Below are 15,188 nucleotides of genomic sequence, written 5' to 3'. Positions count from 1 at the left end.
GGTACCTGGACGCCATGCGATACCGGGTGCGTGGCCGGCGCCTGCGGCACAGTCCGCTGCGCCGCCGGTCGGATGTCGTCGAGGCGTGGACGTTTCTGGCCGTGGTGGTCCTGCTGCTCGTCGTCGCTCCCCTGGTCGGGACGCTCACGGCCTGGTGGGCCCATGACGAAGCCCGGGCCGCCGCCCGGGAGCAGCGTGCCGAGCGCCGTCACCTCCGGGCCGAGGTCGTCGGCAGGACCTCCGACGCCCTCCCCGTGGCACAGGACGGACGGCGGCCGTCCGAGAGGGCGACGGTCCGCTGGACGGAGCCGGACGGCGATCCGCGCACGGCCACGGCACGCGTCCCGGCGGGCACACGCAACGGCGACACGGTCGACGTATGGCTGGACTCCCGCGGCCGCGGTGTGGCCCCGCCCGCGGACAGCACGGCGGTCTGGCAGCACACCGTCATCATCGGCGTCTGCGCGACGGGCGGCGCGGTCGCCGTGATCCTCTCCGGCCATGCGGTCGTACGCCATGCCGCGATGCGTCGTCGCCTGGCCGAATGGGATCAGGAGTGGGCCCGGACGGAGCCGGAGTGGACGGGCCGCCGGGCCTGACCGGCGGCGTCCCCGTGACCCCTCTCCCGGGCGCGCTGCGCCCGGACGACGCTACTCACGCCGCCGCATGACGCCACCCACGCCTCTGCATACGGCGCGCGATCCGGTCGTGCGCCCGCAGGGCGTCCGCCGGCCCGGTCGAGCGGGGCTCGCCGCGGTCGACGTTCGACGCCGGTGACCCGACCACCGGTGACGGCCAGCCTGCCGCCCGGCATCTCCCGCTCCCCGTCCACGACCAGCAGTTCAGCGTCTCTGACCAGCAGGTCCGCAGTCCGGACCGGAGGATCGACAGCAGACGTCGTGGCGCCATCGTAGGGGCTGGGCACGGGAAAGATCTGGCGAGTCCTCCGATCATCCACGTACGGTGTGATCATCCGCACTCACTCTCGGCAAAGGCGGTCCGCCATGGCCCTGTTCGACCTTCCGCTCGACGAACTGCGCGAGTACCGCAGCGAGTCCGTCGCGCCCGAGGACTTCGACGCGTTCTGGTCCAAGACGCTCGACGAGGCCCGCCAGCACCCGCTGGACGCCCGCTTCGAGCCGGTCGACACGGGCCTTTCCACGGTGCAGGTCTACGACGTGACGTTCGCCGGGTTCGGCGGTCACCCGGTGAAGGGCTGGCTGCGGCTGCCCGCCGGGGCCACCGAGCCGCTGCCGCTGGTCGTGGAGTTCATCGGTTACGGCGGCGGGCGCGGTCTGCCGCACGAGAATCTGCTGTGGGCGTCCACGGGCCGGGCGCACTTCATGATGGACACGCGTGGCCAGGGCAGCGCGTGGGGCGCCGGCGGCGGGACGCCGGACCCGGTGGGCGCCGCGCCGGCCTACCCCGGTTTCATGACCCGTGGCATCGACGCGCCCGAGAACTACTACTACCGCCGGGTGTTCACCGACGCGGTGCGCGCCGTGGAGGCCGCCCGTTCCCATCCGCTGGCCGACGCCTCGCGCACGGTCGCGCTCGGTTCGAGTCAGGGCGGCGGCATCACGATCGCCGTGGGCGGCCTGGTGCCGGATCTGACGGCGATCGCGCCGGACGTGCCGTTCCTGTGCGACTACCCGCGCGCGGCGACCCTCACGGACCGCCACCCGTACCGCGAGATCGGCCTCTACCTCAAGACGCACCGGGGCCGCACCGAGGACGTCCTGCGCACCCTGTCCTACTTCGACGGCGTCCACTTCGCCGCCCGCGGCCGGTCGCCCGCCCTCTTCTCGGCGGCCCTGGAGGACCAGACCTGCCCGCCCTCCACCGTGTACGCGGCCTTCAACGCCTGGGCCCACGACGAGAAGGCCATCGAGGTGTACGACTTCAACGACCACGAGGGCGGCGGTCCGTTCCACGAGGCGGCCAAGCTGGACTGGCTGCGCTCGCACGCCTGAGAGGCCGCACATGCGGACGCGTGAGGCCGCGGAGCGGTTCGTCCGGGTCTGGCAGCGGGCCTGGACCGAACATGACGTGGAGGCGCTGCTGGAGCTGTACGCCGAGGACTGCGTCCACCGCTCGATGCCGTTCCGCGCGCCGCACCGGGGGCGCGCCGAACTGGCCGCCTATCTGCGCTGGTCGTTCGCCGGCGAGCAGGTGACCGATGTGCGCTTCTCCGCGCCGGTCGTCGGCGCGGGCGGTGTGGCCGTGGCCGAGTTCCGGGTCCTCGCGGAGGAGGACGGCGCGCCGGCCACGCTCGCCGGCTGCGTCTTCGTGCGTTTCGACGCCACGGGGCTGGCCGTCGAGACCCGCGACTACTGGCACACCGTCGAGGGGCATCAGGAGCCGGAGGGCGCGCTGTTCTTCGAGTGAGTTCGGCGTGTTCGGCACCTTCCACCCAGTCCGACCAGTCGGTACGTTCTGTGAGCCCGGGTCGCCTGCCGCGGCCCGGGTTTCCGGCGGACGACGAGGGGTGGGGCATGGCGGAGCACGAGGCACAGGTGCACGGGCACTGCGATCCGCGGTTCGCGGCGGTGCGGACGGCGTTCGAGGCGAATTTCCGGGAGCGCGGGGAGCTGGGCGCCGCGGTCGCCGTCACCGTGGCCGGCGAGACCGTCGTGGACCTGTGGGGTGGCTGGGCCGACGCGGCGCACAGCCGCCCCTGGGAGCGCGAGACGCTGGTCAACGTATGGTCCACGTCCAAGGGGCCGACGGCGTTGTGCGCGCACATCCTCGCCGACCGGGGACTGATCGACCTCGACGCGCCGGTGGCCACGTACTGGCCGGAGTTCGCCGCCGCGGGCAAGGAGCAGATCCTCGTACGGCATCTGCTGTCGCACCGAGCCGGACTGTCCGGGCTGCGGGAGCCGCACTCGCTTCAGCAGCTGTGCGACTGGGAGTTGACGACGCAGCGGCTCGCGGCGATGGAGCCGTGGTGGGCGCCGGGGACGCGGTCCGGATATCACGCGTTCACGTACGGCTTCCTGGTCGGGGAGGTCGTGCGGCGTGTGTCGGGACTGCTGCCCGGAGCCTTCCTGGAGCAGGAGGTGACCGGGCCGCTCGGGATCGACTTCGCGATCGGGTTGCCGGAGAAGGACTCCGAGAGGGTGGCCGAGCTGGTGCAGCCGCCGGTCGCGACGAGCAGTGAACAGGCCGCGATCTTCAGCCAGTTGACCCCCGCCGCACTGGCCGCGGTGACCAACCCCGCCGTGGGGGCGGCGCAGGCCAATTCGTCCGAGTGGCGGGCCGCCGAGATCCCCGCGGCGAACGGACACGGCACCGCACGGGCGGTCGCCGCCCTGTACGGCATCTTCGCGGGCCGTGGATCGTACGACGGCCACCGCGTCCTGTCCCCGGAGGCGGCCGAGCGGGTGCGCGAGGGGCAGGGCCGCTGTCGCGATCTGGTGCTCGGTGCCGGGCTCGGCAGGGAGACGGAGGTCGGACTCGGCCTCTGGCTGAGCGGGCCGAACGGCTCGTACGGGCCCAACCCGCGGGCTTTCGGACACGACGGCTTCGGTGGCTCCTGCGGTCTGGCCGATCCGGAGGCCGGGGTGTCGCTGGGCTATGTGATGAACCGGATGGGGCCTCATATCGCCGACGACCCGCGGAAGATGGCCCTGCTCGACGCCCTCTACGGCGTCCTGTGACGACCGGAACGCACGGGCCGTTTCGGCCGAAGTGACGGACCGCTCTTCCCTGATGGTTTAGACCAATGCTTGGATCTGGTGGCGCAACGAACCCGCACGGCTACGACACGTCACCAACAGGAGGCGCGGCATGGCCCGCACCACCCCGCACGACCGCCCGCTCACCGAAGCGCAGCCGCTGTACCGGAGGATCGCCGGCCAGCTGGTCGGCGAGCTGCGCGACGGAACCATCCCGCCCGGCGAACGACTGCCGGGGGAACGGCAGTTGGCGGAGCACTTCGAGGTCAGCAGGGAGACCGTACGGCAGGCCCTGGAGGTGCTGCGCCGCAGCGGCCTGGTCGCCACCGACCGGCGGGGCAGCCATGCCACCCTGCCCGGTCCGCCGGTCGAGACCCCGGCATCCCTCACCTTCCCGGTCGGCGCACGCACCGCGATCCCGGGGGCGGTGGACCGGGCCACGGTCGCCTGGGAAACTCCCCCGCCGGAGCACGCCGAGGCGCTGGGGCTCGCCCCGCACCGGCCGACCCTGGTGCACCGCTACGAGTCCGCGGGCGCCGACGGACGCGGCCGGCGTACGGCTGTGACGTCCTTCTCCGCGGTGGCGCTCGCCGAGGTGGCCGAACTCGCCCGCTATCGCGACCGCGCCGACGGCACCGGATCGGCCCAACTGCGCCGCGCCTACGACTGGATGCGCAAAGCGGGGCTGACCCTGCACCACCGGGACGCCATCACCCGGCTCCCGGGGGCCCCTTCGGTGCGGGTCACCCGGCGCGTGCACGACCAGTACTCCCGCCCGCTGGAGATCACGGACCTCCTCGTGGACGCCCAACAGGACGCCTTGGTCTACGAGTTCACGCTGCCGTCGGCGGGCTGAGCGGGCGTCGGGCCACGACCATCCGCACGCGTGGGCTGCCGTCCCGCCGCCGCCCGAACTCGGGCAGCGCCCGCAGCTCCACCTGGAAGCCGGCGCGGGCGAGCTCACTACGCACCTCCCCGAGCCGGAAGGCCCGGTAGTACATGACGAAGGGCGGGCGCCACACGGCGTTGCGCACCCGCATCACCGCGTCGAAGCCCAGCAGCATCCAGTAGGCCGGGGAGGTGGGGCGGGCCGGGGCCACGACCGGGAACGCGAAGCTCCCCCCGGGCCGCAGCACGGAGTGCACCTGAGCGAACAGCCCTGGCAGCTCACGGGGCAGGAAGTGACCGAACGCCCCGAAGCTCACCACGAGGTCGAAGGCGGGGCCGAACGGCAGGGCACGGGCGTCCGCCTGGACCCAGGCGACGCGCGTGTCCTCCGCCTTCACCTGGCGCCGGGCGACGTCGAGCATGCCGGCACTGAAGTCGACGCCGGTGACACTGCGCCGGCACACCTCGGCCAGCACCTCGACGCCCGCGCCCGTCCCGCAGCACAGGTCGAGGCCGTCGTCGTACGGGCCGGTCCGCGCGAGGGCCGCCGTGACTGCGTCGAGCACCGAGTCCGGTGTCCGGAACGGTGTGTGGTCGAACTTCGGGGCGAGCAGGTCGTATCCGCGCTGGACGGACGACAGCGCCTGGACGGCGAGTTCGCGCAGGGAGGGGCCTTCGGGGCTGAACATCCGTGTCACCTCGTCACGACGCGCTGCTTCAGGACGGCCAGAACGCGCTCGCACCAGCGCAGGTTCTCCTCCTCGAAGGAGATTCCACGCAGCAGCGTCAGGTACGGCCCGATGTGGTCGCAGTCGTGCAAGTACTCCTCCTCGGTCCGCCCGTCGAGGAGGCGGCCACGAACGCGTTCGTAGCGGTCGAGTTTCCCGCGCGCCCATGTCCTGCGCTCTTCGATCAGGGCGCGGGCGGCCTCGGGGTCCTCCATGGCCTGGAGCTTGATCAGGAGTTCGTCGCGGATGGCGGTGGGCCGTCGGGGCGGCTCGGCGGCGAAGGCGCGCAGGTCGTCCCGGCCGGCCGCGGTGAGCGTGAACATCCGCTTGTTCGGCCGCCGTTCCTGCCGCACGAACCGGGCCTCGACCAGGCCGTCCCGCTCCAGGCGTTCCAGCTCCCGGTAGAGCTGTTGCGGGGTCGCCGGCCAGAAGTTGGCGAACGACACGTCGAAGACCTTGGACAGCTCGTAGCCCGAGGCCTCGCCGTCGAGGAGGGCGGCGAGGACGGCGTACTTGAGGGACATGTGGACACGTTAACAGCAGGTGATTATTGTCATCGGCACCTACTCAACTAATTGACTATGAGGTGATCCGATGCGCGCGTTCCGTGAGGCGGTCGAGGCAGGCGACTTCGATGCCGTGGAGGCCCTGCTGGCGGAGGACGTCGTCTTCACCAGCCCGGTCGTGTTCAAGCCGTACCCGGGCAAAGCGATCACCGCGGCGATCCTGCGCGGTGTGGTGCGGGTCTTCGAGGACTTCCGCTATGTGCGGGAGATCAACGACCCGGGCGGCCGTGATCACGCGCTGGTCTTCACCGCGCGGGTGGGCGACCGGGAGATCACCGGCTGCGACTTCCTCCGGGTGAACGAGGACGGTCTGATCGACGAGTTCATGGTCATGGTCCGTCCGCTGTCGGGCGCGCAGGCTCTGGCCGAGGCGATGGGGGCGCAGTTCGAGCGGATCGCGAAGGAGGCGGAGGCGCGGTCGGCGTGACGGCCGCGGGGGCGGCCCGGTGGCCTTCGGGGCCCTGCCGTCGCCCCCCACGGCGAGCAGCAGTGGCCGAATCGGCACTCGGGTGCACCGTGTCCCGCATTCCTGCCGCCGGGCGTGGCCCGTTCGCGGTTGGATGTCCCCATGACCACCGACGAGCACGCGCGGATGATGTCGGCGAACCAGGCGAACTGGGACGCCCGCACCCCCGTCCACCTCGCCAGCCGGTTCTACGGCCTCGACCAGGATCTCGATCCCGCCCGCTGGTTCGCGTCCTTCGAATGGGACGACCTCGGTGAGCTGGCCGGCCGCGATGTGCTCCATCTGCAGTGCCACCTCGGCACCGAGACGATCGCCTTCGCGCAGCGCGGGGCGCGGGCCGTCGGCCTGGACTTCTCCGAGGCGTCCGTGGCCGCAGCGCAGGGCATCGCCGAGAAGGCGGGGCTCGACGTCACGTACGTACAGGCGAATGTGTACGACGCCGTGGAGGCGCTGGGGCGGCGGCAGTTCGACGTGGTGTACACGGGCAAGGGCGCCCTGTGCTATCTGCCCGACCTCGGCCGCTGGGCGGCTGTCCTGGCCCGACTCCTGCGCCCTGGTGGGCGGTTGTACATCGTCGAGTTCCACCCGCTGCTCAACTCCCTCGGCCCGAAACCCGGTCCGGGCGAAGGACCCGAGCTGCTGCTGCGCCACGACTACCTGGGCGGTGACGGTGCCGTGCACCGCGACGCGACGCGCACCTACACGGACGGCCCGGCCGTGGAGGGCGCCACCGACAGCTATGAGTGGATGCACGGAATAGGAGAGGTCGTCGGCGCGTTGACGGGAGCGGGACTGACCGTCCGGCGGCTGCGCGAGAGCGAGGAACTGCCCTGGCAGCGCTGGCCGCAGATGGTCCGCACACCCTCCGGCTGGTGGCGGCTTCCCGAGCCGCGCATTCCCCTGCTCTACGGTTTGCTCGCCACGCGCTGAGCCTCCGTGGTACCGTCCCACTAGTACCTGTGTACGTCCCGTCGTGGACGCTGGTACTGGTTCTTCCTCAGTTCGCCGGTCGTCGTACCGGCTTCACCTCACCACCTCGTGACCAGTGGCTCCGCCGTATCCGAGGTGCTGTCTCCCGCCGCCCGAAGGCTCTCTGTCCGCCTTCCCGATGTCTGCGGCTCATTCCTTCCCTCCGCATGTCTCATGCCTTCCGTCCGTGAAAGGACCGCCCCTCATGACCACCACACTCGAACACCCCCCAGTCCAGCAGCAGTCCCCGGCCCGGGCCGTCACCGGCGTCCTCGACATCGACGCGAACGGGAAGGGCCACCTGCGTGCCGAGAACCTGCTGCCCGCGCCCTCCGACCTTCAGGTCTCCCCCGCTGTGATCCGCCGGTACGGCCTGCGCAAGGGCGACCTCGTCGACGGCGTGCACGGCGACCGGCGTGTACTCACCGAAGTCGCCCGCGTCAACGGGCGGACGCCCGCCGGGAACCGCCGCAGCTTCGGCGAGCTGACGCCGCTCCACCCACGTGAACGGATCCGTCTCGAACACCCGGCATCCGGGCTGACCGGGCGGGTCGCCGATCTGATCGCGCCCGTCGGCAAGGGCCAGCGAGGGCTGATCGTGGCCCCGCCCAAGACCGGCAAGACCGTGCTGCTCCAGCAGATCGCGGCGGCCGTCGCCGGCAACCACCCGGAGTGCCGGCTCATGGTGGTGCTCCTCGACGAGCGCCCCGAGGAAGTCACCGACATGCGGCGCTCGGTGCGGGGCGAGGTGTACGCCTCGACCTTCGACCGGGCGCCCAAGCAGCACATCGCGCTGGCCGAGCTCGTCATCGAACGGGCCAAGCGGCTCGTCGAGGCCGGCGAGGACGTCGTCATCCTGTTGGACTCCCTGACCCGGCTGTGCCGGGCGCACAACAACGCGGCCGCGTCCGGTGGCCGCACCCTGAGCGGCGGCGTCGACGCGGCCGCGCTGCACGGGCCGAAGCGGTTCTTCGGGGCCGCGCGCCTGGCCGAGGAGGGCGGTTCGCTGACCATCCTCGCCACCGCCCTGGTGGAGACCGGCTCCCGGGCCGACGACTTCTACTTCGAGGAGCTCAAGAGCACCGGCAACATGGAGCTGCGCCTCAGCCGGGACCTCGCCTCCCGCCGTGTCTTCCCCGCCGTCGACCTCACCCCGTCCGGCACCCGCCGTGAGGAACTCCTCCTGCCCCCGGCCGAGTTGACGACCGTGCGCGGCCTGCGCCGGGCGCTGCAGACCCGGGACGGCCAGGCTAACCTGGAGACCCTCCTGGAGCGCATGCGTGAGACGCCCGACAACGCCACGTTCCTGCGCCGGATCCAGCCGACGCTGCCGGGCGAGTGACGCGTCGCGCGGGCATCGCCCGTCCGGGTGCCGGCGCGCCCCTCCCGGCCCGGGCAGCGCGGTGTACGACGACTGCCTTCCTACGTTGACGCCATGACGATCGGACTTCCCACCCGGGTGCTCATGTCCACCTGCGCACTGTGCGCGGCCGGTCTGCTGGCGCTCGCGCCCGCCGCCGCGGTCGCCCGTACCGGGCACGACCCCGATCCGCCCGGTGGGCCGAGTGCGGCGAAGCCCCGCCCCGCGCTGCTGTACCGGTCCGGCACCCATGTGCGGCCGGATTCCGCGGTGCCCGGCATCCCGCGCGTCTCCGCGCTGTCGTGGCTGGTCGCCGACGCCGACACCGGCGAGGTGCTCGCCGCGCACAACGCCCACCGCAAGCTGCCGCCCGCCAGCACCTTGAAGGCGCTGTTCGCCCTCACCGTGCTGCCGACCCTGCCGGCCGGCGTCCCGCACACCGTGAGCGAGGAGGAGCTGGCGGGGATCGGGCCCGGCAGCAGTCTGGTGGGGCTCGCCGAGGGACGTACGTACCGCGTCGCCGATCTGTGGCGCGGGGTGTTCCTCAGCTCCGGCAACGACGCCGTGCGGGTGCTGGCCGGGCTGAACGGCGGCTGGCGCGCGACGGCCGCCCAGATGCAGGCCAAGGCGATCGCCCTGGGCGCCCTCGACACGCGTGTGCTGTCGCCGGACGGCTACGACACACCCGGCCAGGTGTCCTCGGCGTACGACCTGGCGGTGTTCGGCCGGGCCGGGCTGCGCAACGCGGAGTTCGCGCGGTACTGCGGCACGGCCGAGGCGCGGTTCCCCGGCGGGGGCGGCTGGTCGTACGAGATCCGCAACACCAATCGGCTGTTGACCGGGGCGGACGGGGTGGAACCGTATCCGGGGCTGATCGGCGTCAAGAACGGCTACACCAGCAAGGCGGGCAACACGCTCATCGCCGCCGCCCGTCGGGGGGACCGCACCCTCGTCGTCACGGTGATGAACCCCCGGGCGGGCGGCTTCGCCGTCTACGAGGAGGCCGGGGAGCTGCTCGACTGGGGGTTCGACGCGTCCGGGCGGGTCGAACCGGTCGGGTCGCTGGACGCCTTGCGGGCCAAGCCGAGGCCGGGGCCCGCGACGCTGCCCGTGGTGGCGGACGTGGCACCGGAGGGCGGACTCGCCGGGGCGGGCTGGGCGGAGGCGTGGGCGATCGCGGGCGCCGCCGGGATGGGGGCCGGCGTCATGTCGCTGGTGCTCCGCGGCAAGGGCGTCGAGCCCTCGGCGCCGGAGTGACCGAGCGGCAGCCACAGCAGCAGGCCGAGGGTGATCCACGTGTAGGTGTTGCTGCCGAGGAAGCCGTCGACGCCGGAAGCGTCGTCGAACCACAGCCACACCACGCTGGTGCACAGCAGCGCGTACAGGGCGCCCGCGATCCGCAGGTGCCCGGCGCGGATGAGGACGGCGAAGGAGGGCAGCAGCCACACCAGGTGGTGGACCCAGGTGATCGGGCTGACCAGGCAGGCGGTCAGCCCGGTGAGCGCGAACGCCGCCGTCCAGTCCCCCACCGCGACCGCACGGCGGGTACGCGCCACCCAGACGCCCAGCACCAGCAGGACGACCACCGCCCAGACGGCCCGGTCCGACACACCCATGCGGGCCAGGATCCCTTGCAGCGACTGGTTGGAAACGTAGTCGAGGCGGCCCACCCGGGTGGTGTCCCACATCGCGTGGGTCCAGTAGAAGCGGGAGGCACCGGGAGCCACCCAGGCCGCGAACGCCGTCGCCGCCGCGGCAACGGCCGTGGCCACGGCGGCGGTTCGGGGGCGTCGGGCCACCAGCAGCATGCCGATGAACGCGGCGGGCGTCAGCTTGATCGCGGCCGCGAGGCCGATCCCCACACCCGCCCAGCGGCCCCGCCCCGTGGCCAGCAGCCGGCAGTCGAGCAGCACCAGCGCCAGCAGCAGGACGTTCACCTGGCCGAAGCTGAAGGTGTCCCGGAGGGGCTCGAACAGGGCCAGCGCGCAGGCGGCCAGCGCACAGCCGTACCAGCCGTGCCGCCGCCAGGCCCGACCGGCCAGGACGCGCAGGACGAAGGCGAGTGCCGTCATGTTGAGCAGCAGTGCCACCGCGATCGCCGCGTGCAGGTCGAGCAGCGCCATGGGCAGCATGGCCACGGCGGCGAAGGGCGGGTACGTGAAGCCGTATGTCGTGCCGGGCACCCGGTAGTCGTAGATACGGCCGCCGTGGTGGATCCAGCTGTCCACGGTGCCGTAGTAGACGCGCAGGTCGAACCAGTCGCGCAGCAACGGCACGGTCGCGGTGAAGACGGTCACGGCGGCGGCGAGCAGGAGCACCAGGACGACCCGGCCGCGGTCGGTGCGCGGAAGCCTCATGCGGTGCGCTCCAGCGCCGGGACCTGCGCCGCGAGATGCGCCTGCCACAGGACGACCAGGGCGAGCGCGCCCCCGGAGACGGCCAGCACCAACTGGCCGACGTCCGCGGCGCCGCCGCTCGGCAGGACCGCGAGCGCGAGCACTCCCGTCAGTGCCGCCACCCGGTGCCGTACCGAAGTGCTGGGCGCCGCGGCGGCGATGAGGAACAGGCCCCACAACGCGTACCAGGGGCGGATCGCCGGCCCGAAGGCGGCCACGGCCGCGAGGCTCAGCCCGAGCGCGTACACGGGGCGCGGACGCCAGCGCCACCATATGAGGGCCACGAGGACCGCCGTGAACACCAGCCCGAGGACGTGCCACACCGGTACGGCCAGCGGCGCCAGGTCACTGCCGGCCCTTTCCAGCAGCGAGGCGGTGGCACGCCCGAGCAGGCTGGTGAGGGCCCAGTTCTGCGGGGAGACCGGGGTGTCCAGGGCGCCTATCCAGCCGTACCCCGTGCCCGCGACGGCCGTGGCGGCGACCGTGGTGGCGGCGGACGCGACCGCCGTGGTGCAGACGGCCTTCGCCGGACGGTGCCCGGCCCGCATCTGCAGCAGCACGACCGCGGCGAGACCGAGTGCGGCCGGTGCCTTGACCAGAGCGGCGAGCGTGACGAGTACGGCGCCCACGACCGGCCACCGGCCGAGGGCCGCGACCAGACCCGCGCCGAGCAGGCCGAGCATGATGGCGTCGTTGTGCGCGCCCGCGACCAGGTGCAGCAGCACCAGCGGGTTCAGGGCGCCCAGCCACAGGGCGGCGGCCGGATCGGCTCCGCTGTGCCGGGCCAGGCGCGGCAGCGCGGCCGCCATCAGCGCGACGCCGAGCAGCGCTATGAGCCGCATGCCGAGGAGCCCGGCGGGGAGCTCGCCTCGGGTCAGGCCGGACAGGGCGGAGGCGACACCCATGAACACCGGGCCGTAAGGGGCCGCCGTGTGCCGCCACAGCGGGGCGACCTCGTCGGCGAGCGGGCCACCGAGGTGGGCGGGGCCGTACGCGTACACGTCGATGTGTGCGTCGACCATGGCGCCCTGGGCCAGGTAGCTGTACACGTCGCGGCTGAACAGCGGCGGCGCGATCAGCAGCGGGGTCGCCCACACGGCCAGGACCAGCAGCAGGGCGCGCGGGGTCGGCGGGTCGGCGCTGCGGACGAGCCGGCCGAGCAGCAGCCACGCCGCTATCAGCAGGACGACGCCGAAGTAGACGCCGACCAGGCCGAGGGCCGCGTGCGCGGAGCTCGGGGCCAGGAGTTCCCGGACCGGCAGCGCGCCGGCCGTCTCACCGCCCAGGGCGAGGACGGCGGTGCCGGCCAGACCGAGTATCTGGCAGCGGCGGAGATCGACGGGGAAAGCCATGGCCAACACTCGGTCAGGGTGTCGATGTGGGGTGGCTTTCAGGTGACTCCGGGGTCTCCAGGGGGAAGCCGGAGTGTGACTGGCCGGTGATCTTATGCGAGGGGGTTACGGGCTGCTACTCGTCTGCCTGGTGCGGTTGTTCATTGGCTGCGGGCCGGTGGGGGTTGATCGCGCCCACGCGGCGGAGCCGCAAATCGACACAGTCCCGCGCCCCTTAGGGGCATGTCCGCATCCGGCGTCGAGAGGTTCACTTAGAACACCGAGAGGCCTGTCAGCGTCGTGAATCTGTCCAGGGCCGCCACTCCTGCCACCGAATTACCCCGCTCGTCCAGGCCCGGGCTCCACACGCACAGCGTGCAACGCCCCGGCACCACCGCGATGATTCCGCCGCCCACTCCGCTCTTGCCGGGGAGGCCGACGCGGTACGCGAAGTCGCCTGCCGCGTCGTACGTCCCGCAGGTCAGCATGACCGCGTTGACCTGTTTGGCCTGGCTGCGGGTGAGGAGGCGGGTGCCGTCGGCGCGGACGCCGTGGCGGGCCAGGAAGGTGGTGGCGAGGGCGAGGTCGGCGCAGGACGCCTTGATGGAGCACTGGCGGAAGTACTGGTCGAGCAGGGCCGGGACGGGGTTGTCGATGTTGCCGTACGACGCCATGAAATGGGCGAGGGCCGCGTTGCGGTCGCCGTGTGTGGACTCGGAGGCGGCGACGTCCTTGTCGAAGTCCAGGGTCGGGTTGCCGCTCTCGGCGCGGAGGAAGGCGAGGAGTTCGCCGGCCGCGTCTCCGGTACGGGTCTGGAGGCGGTCGGTGACGACGAGGGCGCCCGCGTTGATGAACGGGTTGCGCGGGATGCCGTTCTCGTACTCCAGTTGGACCAGGGAGTTGAAGGGGTTGCCGGAAGGTTCGCGGCCCACGTGCTCCCAGAGTTCGTCGCCCTCGCGGGCGAGGTCGAGCGCGAGGGTGAAGACCTTGGTGATGGACTGCGTGGAGAACGGCTCGCGCCAGTCCCCCACGCCGTACACCGAACCGTCGAGTTCCGCGACGGCCATGCCGAAGCGGCGCGGGTCGCAGGCCGCGAGTGCCGGGATGTAGTCGGCGGGCCGGCCGCGGCCGGGGGTCCGCTCGATCTCCTCCGCGATGCGCTCCAGGATCGGCTGGAAGGTCAGTGACGACGTCGACGCTGCCATGATCACCATTGTGCCTCCCTGCCGGTCCCGGTGCGCATCCGCGGCTTCCGGTCTGTCAGGCCCGGGCCTGGCCACTGCCCGCGACGACCTCCGGCCGCAGCAGGTCGGCGAGGGTCTCGGCGGGCAACAGGCCCTTCTCCAGGACGAGTTCGGCCACACCGCGACCGGAGACCAGTGCCTCCTTGGCGATGTCGGTGGCCGCCGTGTACCCGATGTGCGGGTTCAGGGCGGTGACCAGGCCGATGGAGTTCTCCACGGTCCGGCGCAGCGCCTCGGTGTTGGCGGTGATGCCGTCCACGCAGCGTTCGGCGAGCGTCACGCAGGCGCTCTGCAGGTGGGTGATGCTCTCCGACAGGGAGTGCAGGATGATCGGCTCGAAGGCGTTGAGCTGGAGTTGTCCGGCCTCGGCGGCCATGGTGATGGCCACGTCGTTGCCGATCACCTCGAAGGCGACCTGGTTGACGACCTCGGGGATCACCGGGTTGACCTTGCCGGGCATGATCGACGAACCGGCCTGCACCGGCGGCAGGTTGATCTCACCCAGACCCGCGCGCGGCCCGGAGGACAGCAGGCGCAGGTCGTTGCAGCTCTTGCTCAGCTTGACGGCGATCCGCTTGAGCACGCCGGACATCTGGACGAACGCCCCGCAGTCCTGGGTCGCCTCGACCAGGTTGGCGGCGGTGACCAGCGGCAGCCCGGTGATGTCGGAGAGGTGGCGGCGGGCCGACTCGGCGTATCCGGCGGGGGCGTTGAGGCCGGTCCCGATGGCCGTGGCGCCCAGGTTGATCTCATGGATCAACTCGACGGCCTCGGCAAGACGGGACCGGTCCTCGTCGATCATCACGGCGTACGCCGAGAACTCCTGCCCGAGCGTCATCGGCACCGCGTCCTGCAACTGCGTACGGCCCATCTTGAGCACGTCGCGGAACTCGACGGCCTTTCGCGCGAAGGAGTCCTGGAGGACAGCCATCGCCTTGAGCAGGCCGCGCACCGCGAACACCGTCGCGATCTTGACCGCGGTCGGGTAGACGTCGTTCGTCGACTGGCCGAGGTTGACGTCCTCGTTCGGGTGCAGGAACTGGTACTGGCCCTTTTCGTGCCCCAGCAGCTCCAACGCCCGGTTCGCCACGACCTCGTTGGCGTTCATGTTCGTCGAGGTGCCCGCGCCGCCCTGGATGACGTCGACGACGAACTGCTCGTGCAGCTTGCCGGACCGGATCTCCCGGCACGCGGCGACGATCGCGGCCGCCTTCCTCGCCTCCAGCAGCCCCAGCTCCTCGTTCGCGAGGGCGGCGGCCTCCTTCACGGCGGCGAGAGCGTCGATGAGGTGCGGGTAGGCGGAGATGGGGGTGCCGGTGATGGGGAAGTTCTCCGTGGCACGCAGGGTGTGAACACCCCAGTACGCCTCGGCGGGAACATCGCGGTCGCCGAGCAGATCGTGCTCGCTACGGGTGACGGCGTTCATGAGGGAACGGTTCTTCTTTCTGGAGAGGGTGAGGTTGGCGCCCCTTCAGGGGCGCGGGACTGTGTCAATTTGCGGCTCCGCCGCGTGGGCGCGACCAGCCACATACGACCCGCAGCCGCCGAACGAGAAGTCCG

The 15,188-nt window shown here is 72.0% G+C and carries 14 protein-coding genes and 1 pseudogene; 9 read left to right on the top strand and 6 right to left on the bottom strand.

What is annotated here, in order from left to right:
• Positions 1 to 14 precede the first annotated feature (14 nt).
• From ACIREI_RS02940 to ACIREI_RS02920, 5 genes are all read left to right on the top strand, one after another.
• Complete coding sequence (locus ACIREI_RS02940) at positions 15 to 599, top strand: hypothetical protein (RefSeq protein WP_403326693.1); 585 nt, start codon at positions 15 to 17, stop codon at positions 597 to 599.
• Positions 600 to 1,004: 405 nt separating this feature from the next.
• The gene (locus ACIREI_RS02935) at positions 1,005 to 1,973 is read left to right on the top strand and encodes an acetylxylan esterase (RefSeq protein WP_403326691.1); all 969 of its coding nucleotides are present in this window, start codon (positions 1,005 to 1,007) and stop codon (positions 1,971 to 1,973) included.
• A 10-nt stretch (positions 1,974 to 1,983) separates the two neighbouring features.
• A complete protein-coding gene (locus tag ACIREI_RS02930; RefSeq protein ID WP_403326690.1) occupies positions 1,984 to 2,388 on the top strand; it encodes a nuclear transport factor 2 family protein in 405 nt (134 codons plus the stop codon).
• A gap of 107 nt (positions 2,389 to 2,495) precedes the next feature.
• A complete protein-coding gene (locus tag ACIREI_RS02925; protein ID WP_403326689.1) occupies positions 2,496 to 3,662 on the top strand; it encodes a serine hydrolase domain-containing protein in 1,167 nt (388 codons plus the stop codon).
• 130 nt (positions 3,663 to 3,792) lie between these two features.
• Positions 3,793 to 4,536, top strand: coding sequence for a GntR family transcriptional regulator (locus tag ACIREI_RS02920; protein WP_403326688.1), 744 nt, complete (start codon positions 3,793 to 3,795; stop codon positions 4,534 to 4,536).
• Here ACIREI_RS02920 and ACIREI_RS02915 read toward each other — a convergent pair.
• Together ACIREI_RS02915 and ACIREI_RS02910 are read right to left on the bottom strand one after the other, a co-directional pair.
• Entirely contained in the window at positions 4,514 to 5,257 is a 744-nt protein-coding gene (locus tag ACIREI_RS02915) for a methyltransferase domain-containing protein (protein WP_403326687.1), read from the bottom strand. The genes ACIREI_RS02920 and ACIREI_RS02915 overlap by 23 nt on opposite strands.
• A gap of 5 nt (positions 5,258 to 5,262) precedes the next feature.
• The gene (locus ACIREI_RS02910) at positions 5,263 to 5,820 is read right to left on the bottom strand and encodes a PadR family transcriptional regulator (RefSeq protein WP_403326685.1); all 558 of its coding nucleotides are present in this window, start codon (positions 5,818 to 5,820) and stop codon (positions 5,263 to 5,265) included.
• Positions 5,821 to 5,890: 70 nt separating this feature from the next.
• Between ACIREI_RS02910 and ACIREI_RS02905 the strand changes: the two genes are divergently transcribed.
• The 4 genes and pseudogenes from ACIREI_RS02905 to ACIREI_RS02890 form a co-directional block, all read left to right on the top strand.
• Positions 5,891 to 6,289, top strand: a complete 399-nt coding sequence (locus ACIREI_RS02905; protein WP_403326683.1) for a nuclear transport factor 2 family protein — start codon at positions 5,891 to 5,893, stop codon at positions 6,287 to 6,289.
• Positions 6,290 to 6,430: 141 nt separating this feature from the next.
• On the top strand, positions 6,431 to 7,258 hold the full coding sequence (locus ACIREI_RS02900) for a class I SAM-dependent methyltransferase (protein WP_403326681.1): 828 nt from the start codon (positions 6,431 to 6,433) through the stop codon (positions 7,256 to 7,258).
• A 244-nt stretch (positions 7,259 to 7,502) separates the two neighbouring features.
• Positions 7,503 to 8,639 (top strand): transcription termination factor Rho, encoded by a 1,137-nt coding sequence (gene rho / locus ACIREI_RS02895; RefSeq protein ID WP_403326679.1) that lies wholly within the window; start codon positions 7,503 to 7,505, stop codon positions 8,637 to 8,639.
• 93 nt (positions 8,640 to 8,732) lie between these two features.
• Positions 8,733 to 9,617: pseudogene (locus ACIREI_RS02890) on the top strand (D-alanyl-D-alanine carboxypeptidase family protein); the annotation flags it as partial.
• A 32-nt stretch (positions 9,618 to 9,649) separates the two neighbouring features.
• On the opposite strand, the gene ACIREI_RS02885 reads toward ACIREI_RS02890, so the two are convergent.
• The 4 genes from ACIREI_RS02885 to aspA all read right to left on the bottom strand — a co-directional run bounded on the left by ACIREI_RS02885 (position 9,650) and on the right by aspA (position 15,054).
• Positions 9,650 to 11,014 (bottom strand): glycosyltransferase family 87 protein, encoded by a 1,365-nt coding sequence (locus ACIREI_RS02885; protein WP_403326677.1) that lies wholly within the window; start codon positions 11,012 to 11,014, stop codon positions 9,650 to 9,652.
• Positions 11,011 to 12,405 (bottom strand): polyprenol phosphomannose-dependent alpha 1,6 mannosyltransferase MptB, encoded by a 1,395-nt coding sequence (gene mptB, locus ACIREI_RS02880; protein WP_403326675.1) that lies wholly within the window; start codon positions 12,403 to 12,405, stop codon positions 11,011 to 11,013. Before mptB ends, ACIREI_RS02885 begins: the two co-directional genes overlap by 4 nt.
• 251 nt (positions 12,406 to 12,656) lie before the next feature.
• The gene (locus ACIREI_RS02875) at positions 12,657 to 13,598 is read right to left on the bottom strand and encodes a glutaminase (RefSeq protein WP_403326673.1); all 942 of its coding nucleotides are present in this window, start codon (positions 13,596 to 13,598) and stop codon (positions 12,657 to 12,659) included.
• Positions 13,599 to 13,644: 46 nt separating this feature from the next.
• Positions 13,645 to 15,054, bottom strand: coding sequence for an aspartate ammonia-lyase (aspA, locus tag ACIREI_RS02870; RefSeq protein WP_403326671.1), 1,410 nt, complete (start codon positions 15,052 to 15,054; stop codon positions 13,645 to 13,647).
• Positions 15,055 to 15,188 lie beyond the last annotated feature (134 nt).

The sequence above is a fragment of the Streptomyces sp. NPDC093591 genome (assembly GCF_044764885.1).
Classification (GTDB): Bacteria; Actinomycetota; Actinomycetes; order Streptomycetales; family Streptomycetaceae; genus Streptomyces.
Note: the sequence above shows the minus strand (reverse complement) of the source record. Positions and strands in the feature narration are given on the sequence as shown.

What these genes read in the sequence shown, in the direction of transcription:
- ACIREI_RS02905 (WP_403326683.1), top strand. Translation starts at nt 5,891, where the DNA reads ATGCGCGCGTTCCGTGAGGCGGTCGAGGCAGGCGACTTCGATGCCGTG.
- ACIREI_RS02900 (WP_403326681.1), top strand. Translation starts at nt 6,431, where the DNA reads ATGACCACCGACGAGCACGCGCGGATGATGTCGGCGAACCAGGCGAAC.
- mptB (WP_403326675.1), bottom strand. Translation starts at nt 12,405, where the DNA reads ATGGCTTTCCCCGTCGATCTCCGCCGCTGCCAGATACTCGGTCTGGCC.
- ACIREI_RS02915 (WP_403326687.1), bottom strand. Translation starts at nt 5,257, where the DNA reads ATGTTCAGCCCCGAAGGCCCCTCCCTGCGCGAACTCGCCGTCCAGGCG.
- aspA (WP_403326671.1), bottom strand. Translation starts at nt 15,054, where the DNA reads ATGAACGCCGTCACCCGTAGCGAGCACGATCTGCTCGGCGACCGCGAT.
- ACIREI_RS02875 (WP_403326673.1), bottom strand. Translation starts at nt 13,598, where the DNA reads ATGGTGATCATGGCAGCGTCGACGTCGTCACTGACCTTCCAGCCGATC.
- ACIREI_RS02935 (WP_403326691.1), top strand. Translation starts at nt 1,005, where the DNA reads ATGGCCCTGTTCGACCTTCCGCTCGACGAACTGCGCGAGTACCGCAGC.
- ACIREI_RS02910 (WP_403326685.1), bottom strand. Translation starts at nt 5,820, where the DNA reads ATGTCCCTCAAGTACGCCGTCCTCGCCGCCCTCCTCGACGGCGAGGCC.
- ACIREI_RS02930 (WP_403326690.1), top strand. Translation starts at nt 1,984, where the DNA reads ATGCGGACGCGTGAGGCCGCGGAGCGGTTCGTCCGGGTCTGGCAGCGG.
- rho (WP_403326679.1), top strand. Translation starts at nt 7,503, where the DNA reads ATGACCACCACACTCGAACACCCCCCAGTCCAGCAGCAGTCCCCGGCC.
- ACIREI_RS02920 (WP_403326688.1), top strand. Translation starts at nt 3,793, where the DNA reads ATGGCCCGCACCACCCCGCACGACCGCCCGCTCACCGAAGCGCAGCCG.
- ACIREI_RS02885 (WP_403326677.1), bottom strand. Translation starts at nt 11,014, where the DNA reads ATGAGGCTTCCGCGCACCGACCGCGGCCGGGTCGTCCTGGTGCTCCTG.
- ACIREI_RS02925 (WP_403326689.1), top strand. Translation starts at nt 2,496, where the DNA reads ATGGCGGAGCACGAGGCACAGGTGCACGGGCACTGCGATCCGCGGTTC.
- ACIREI_RS02940 (WP_403326693.1), top strand. Translation starts at nt 15, where the DNA reads ATGCGATACCGGGTGCGTGGCCGGCGCCTGCGGCACAGTCCGCTGCGC.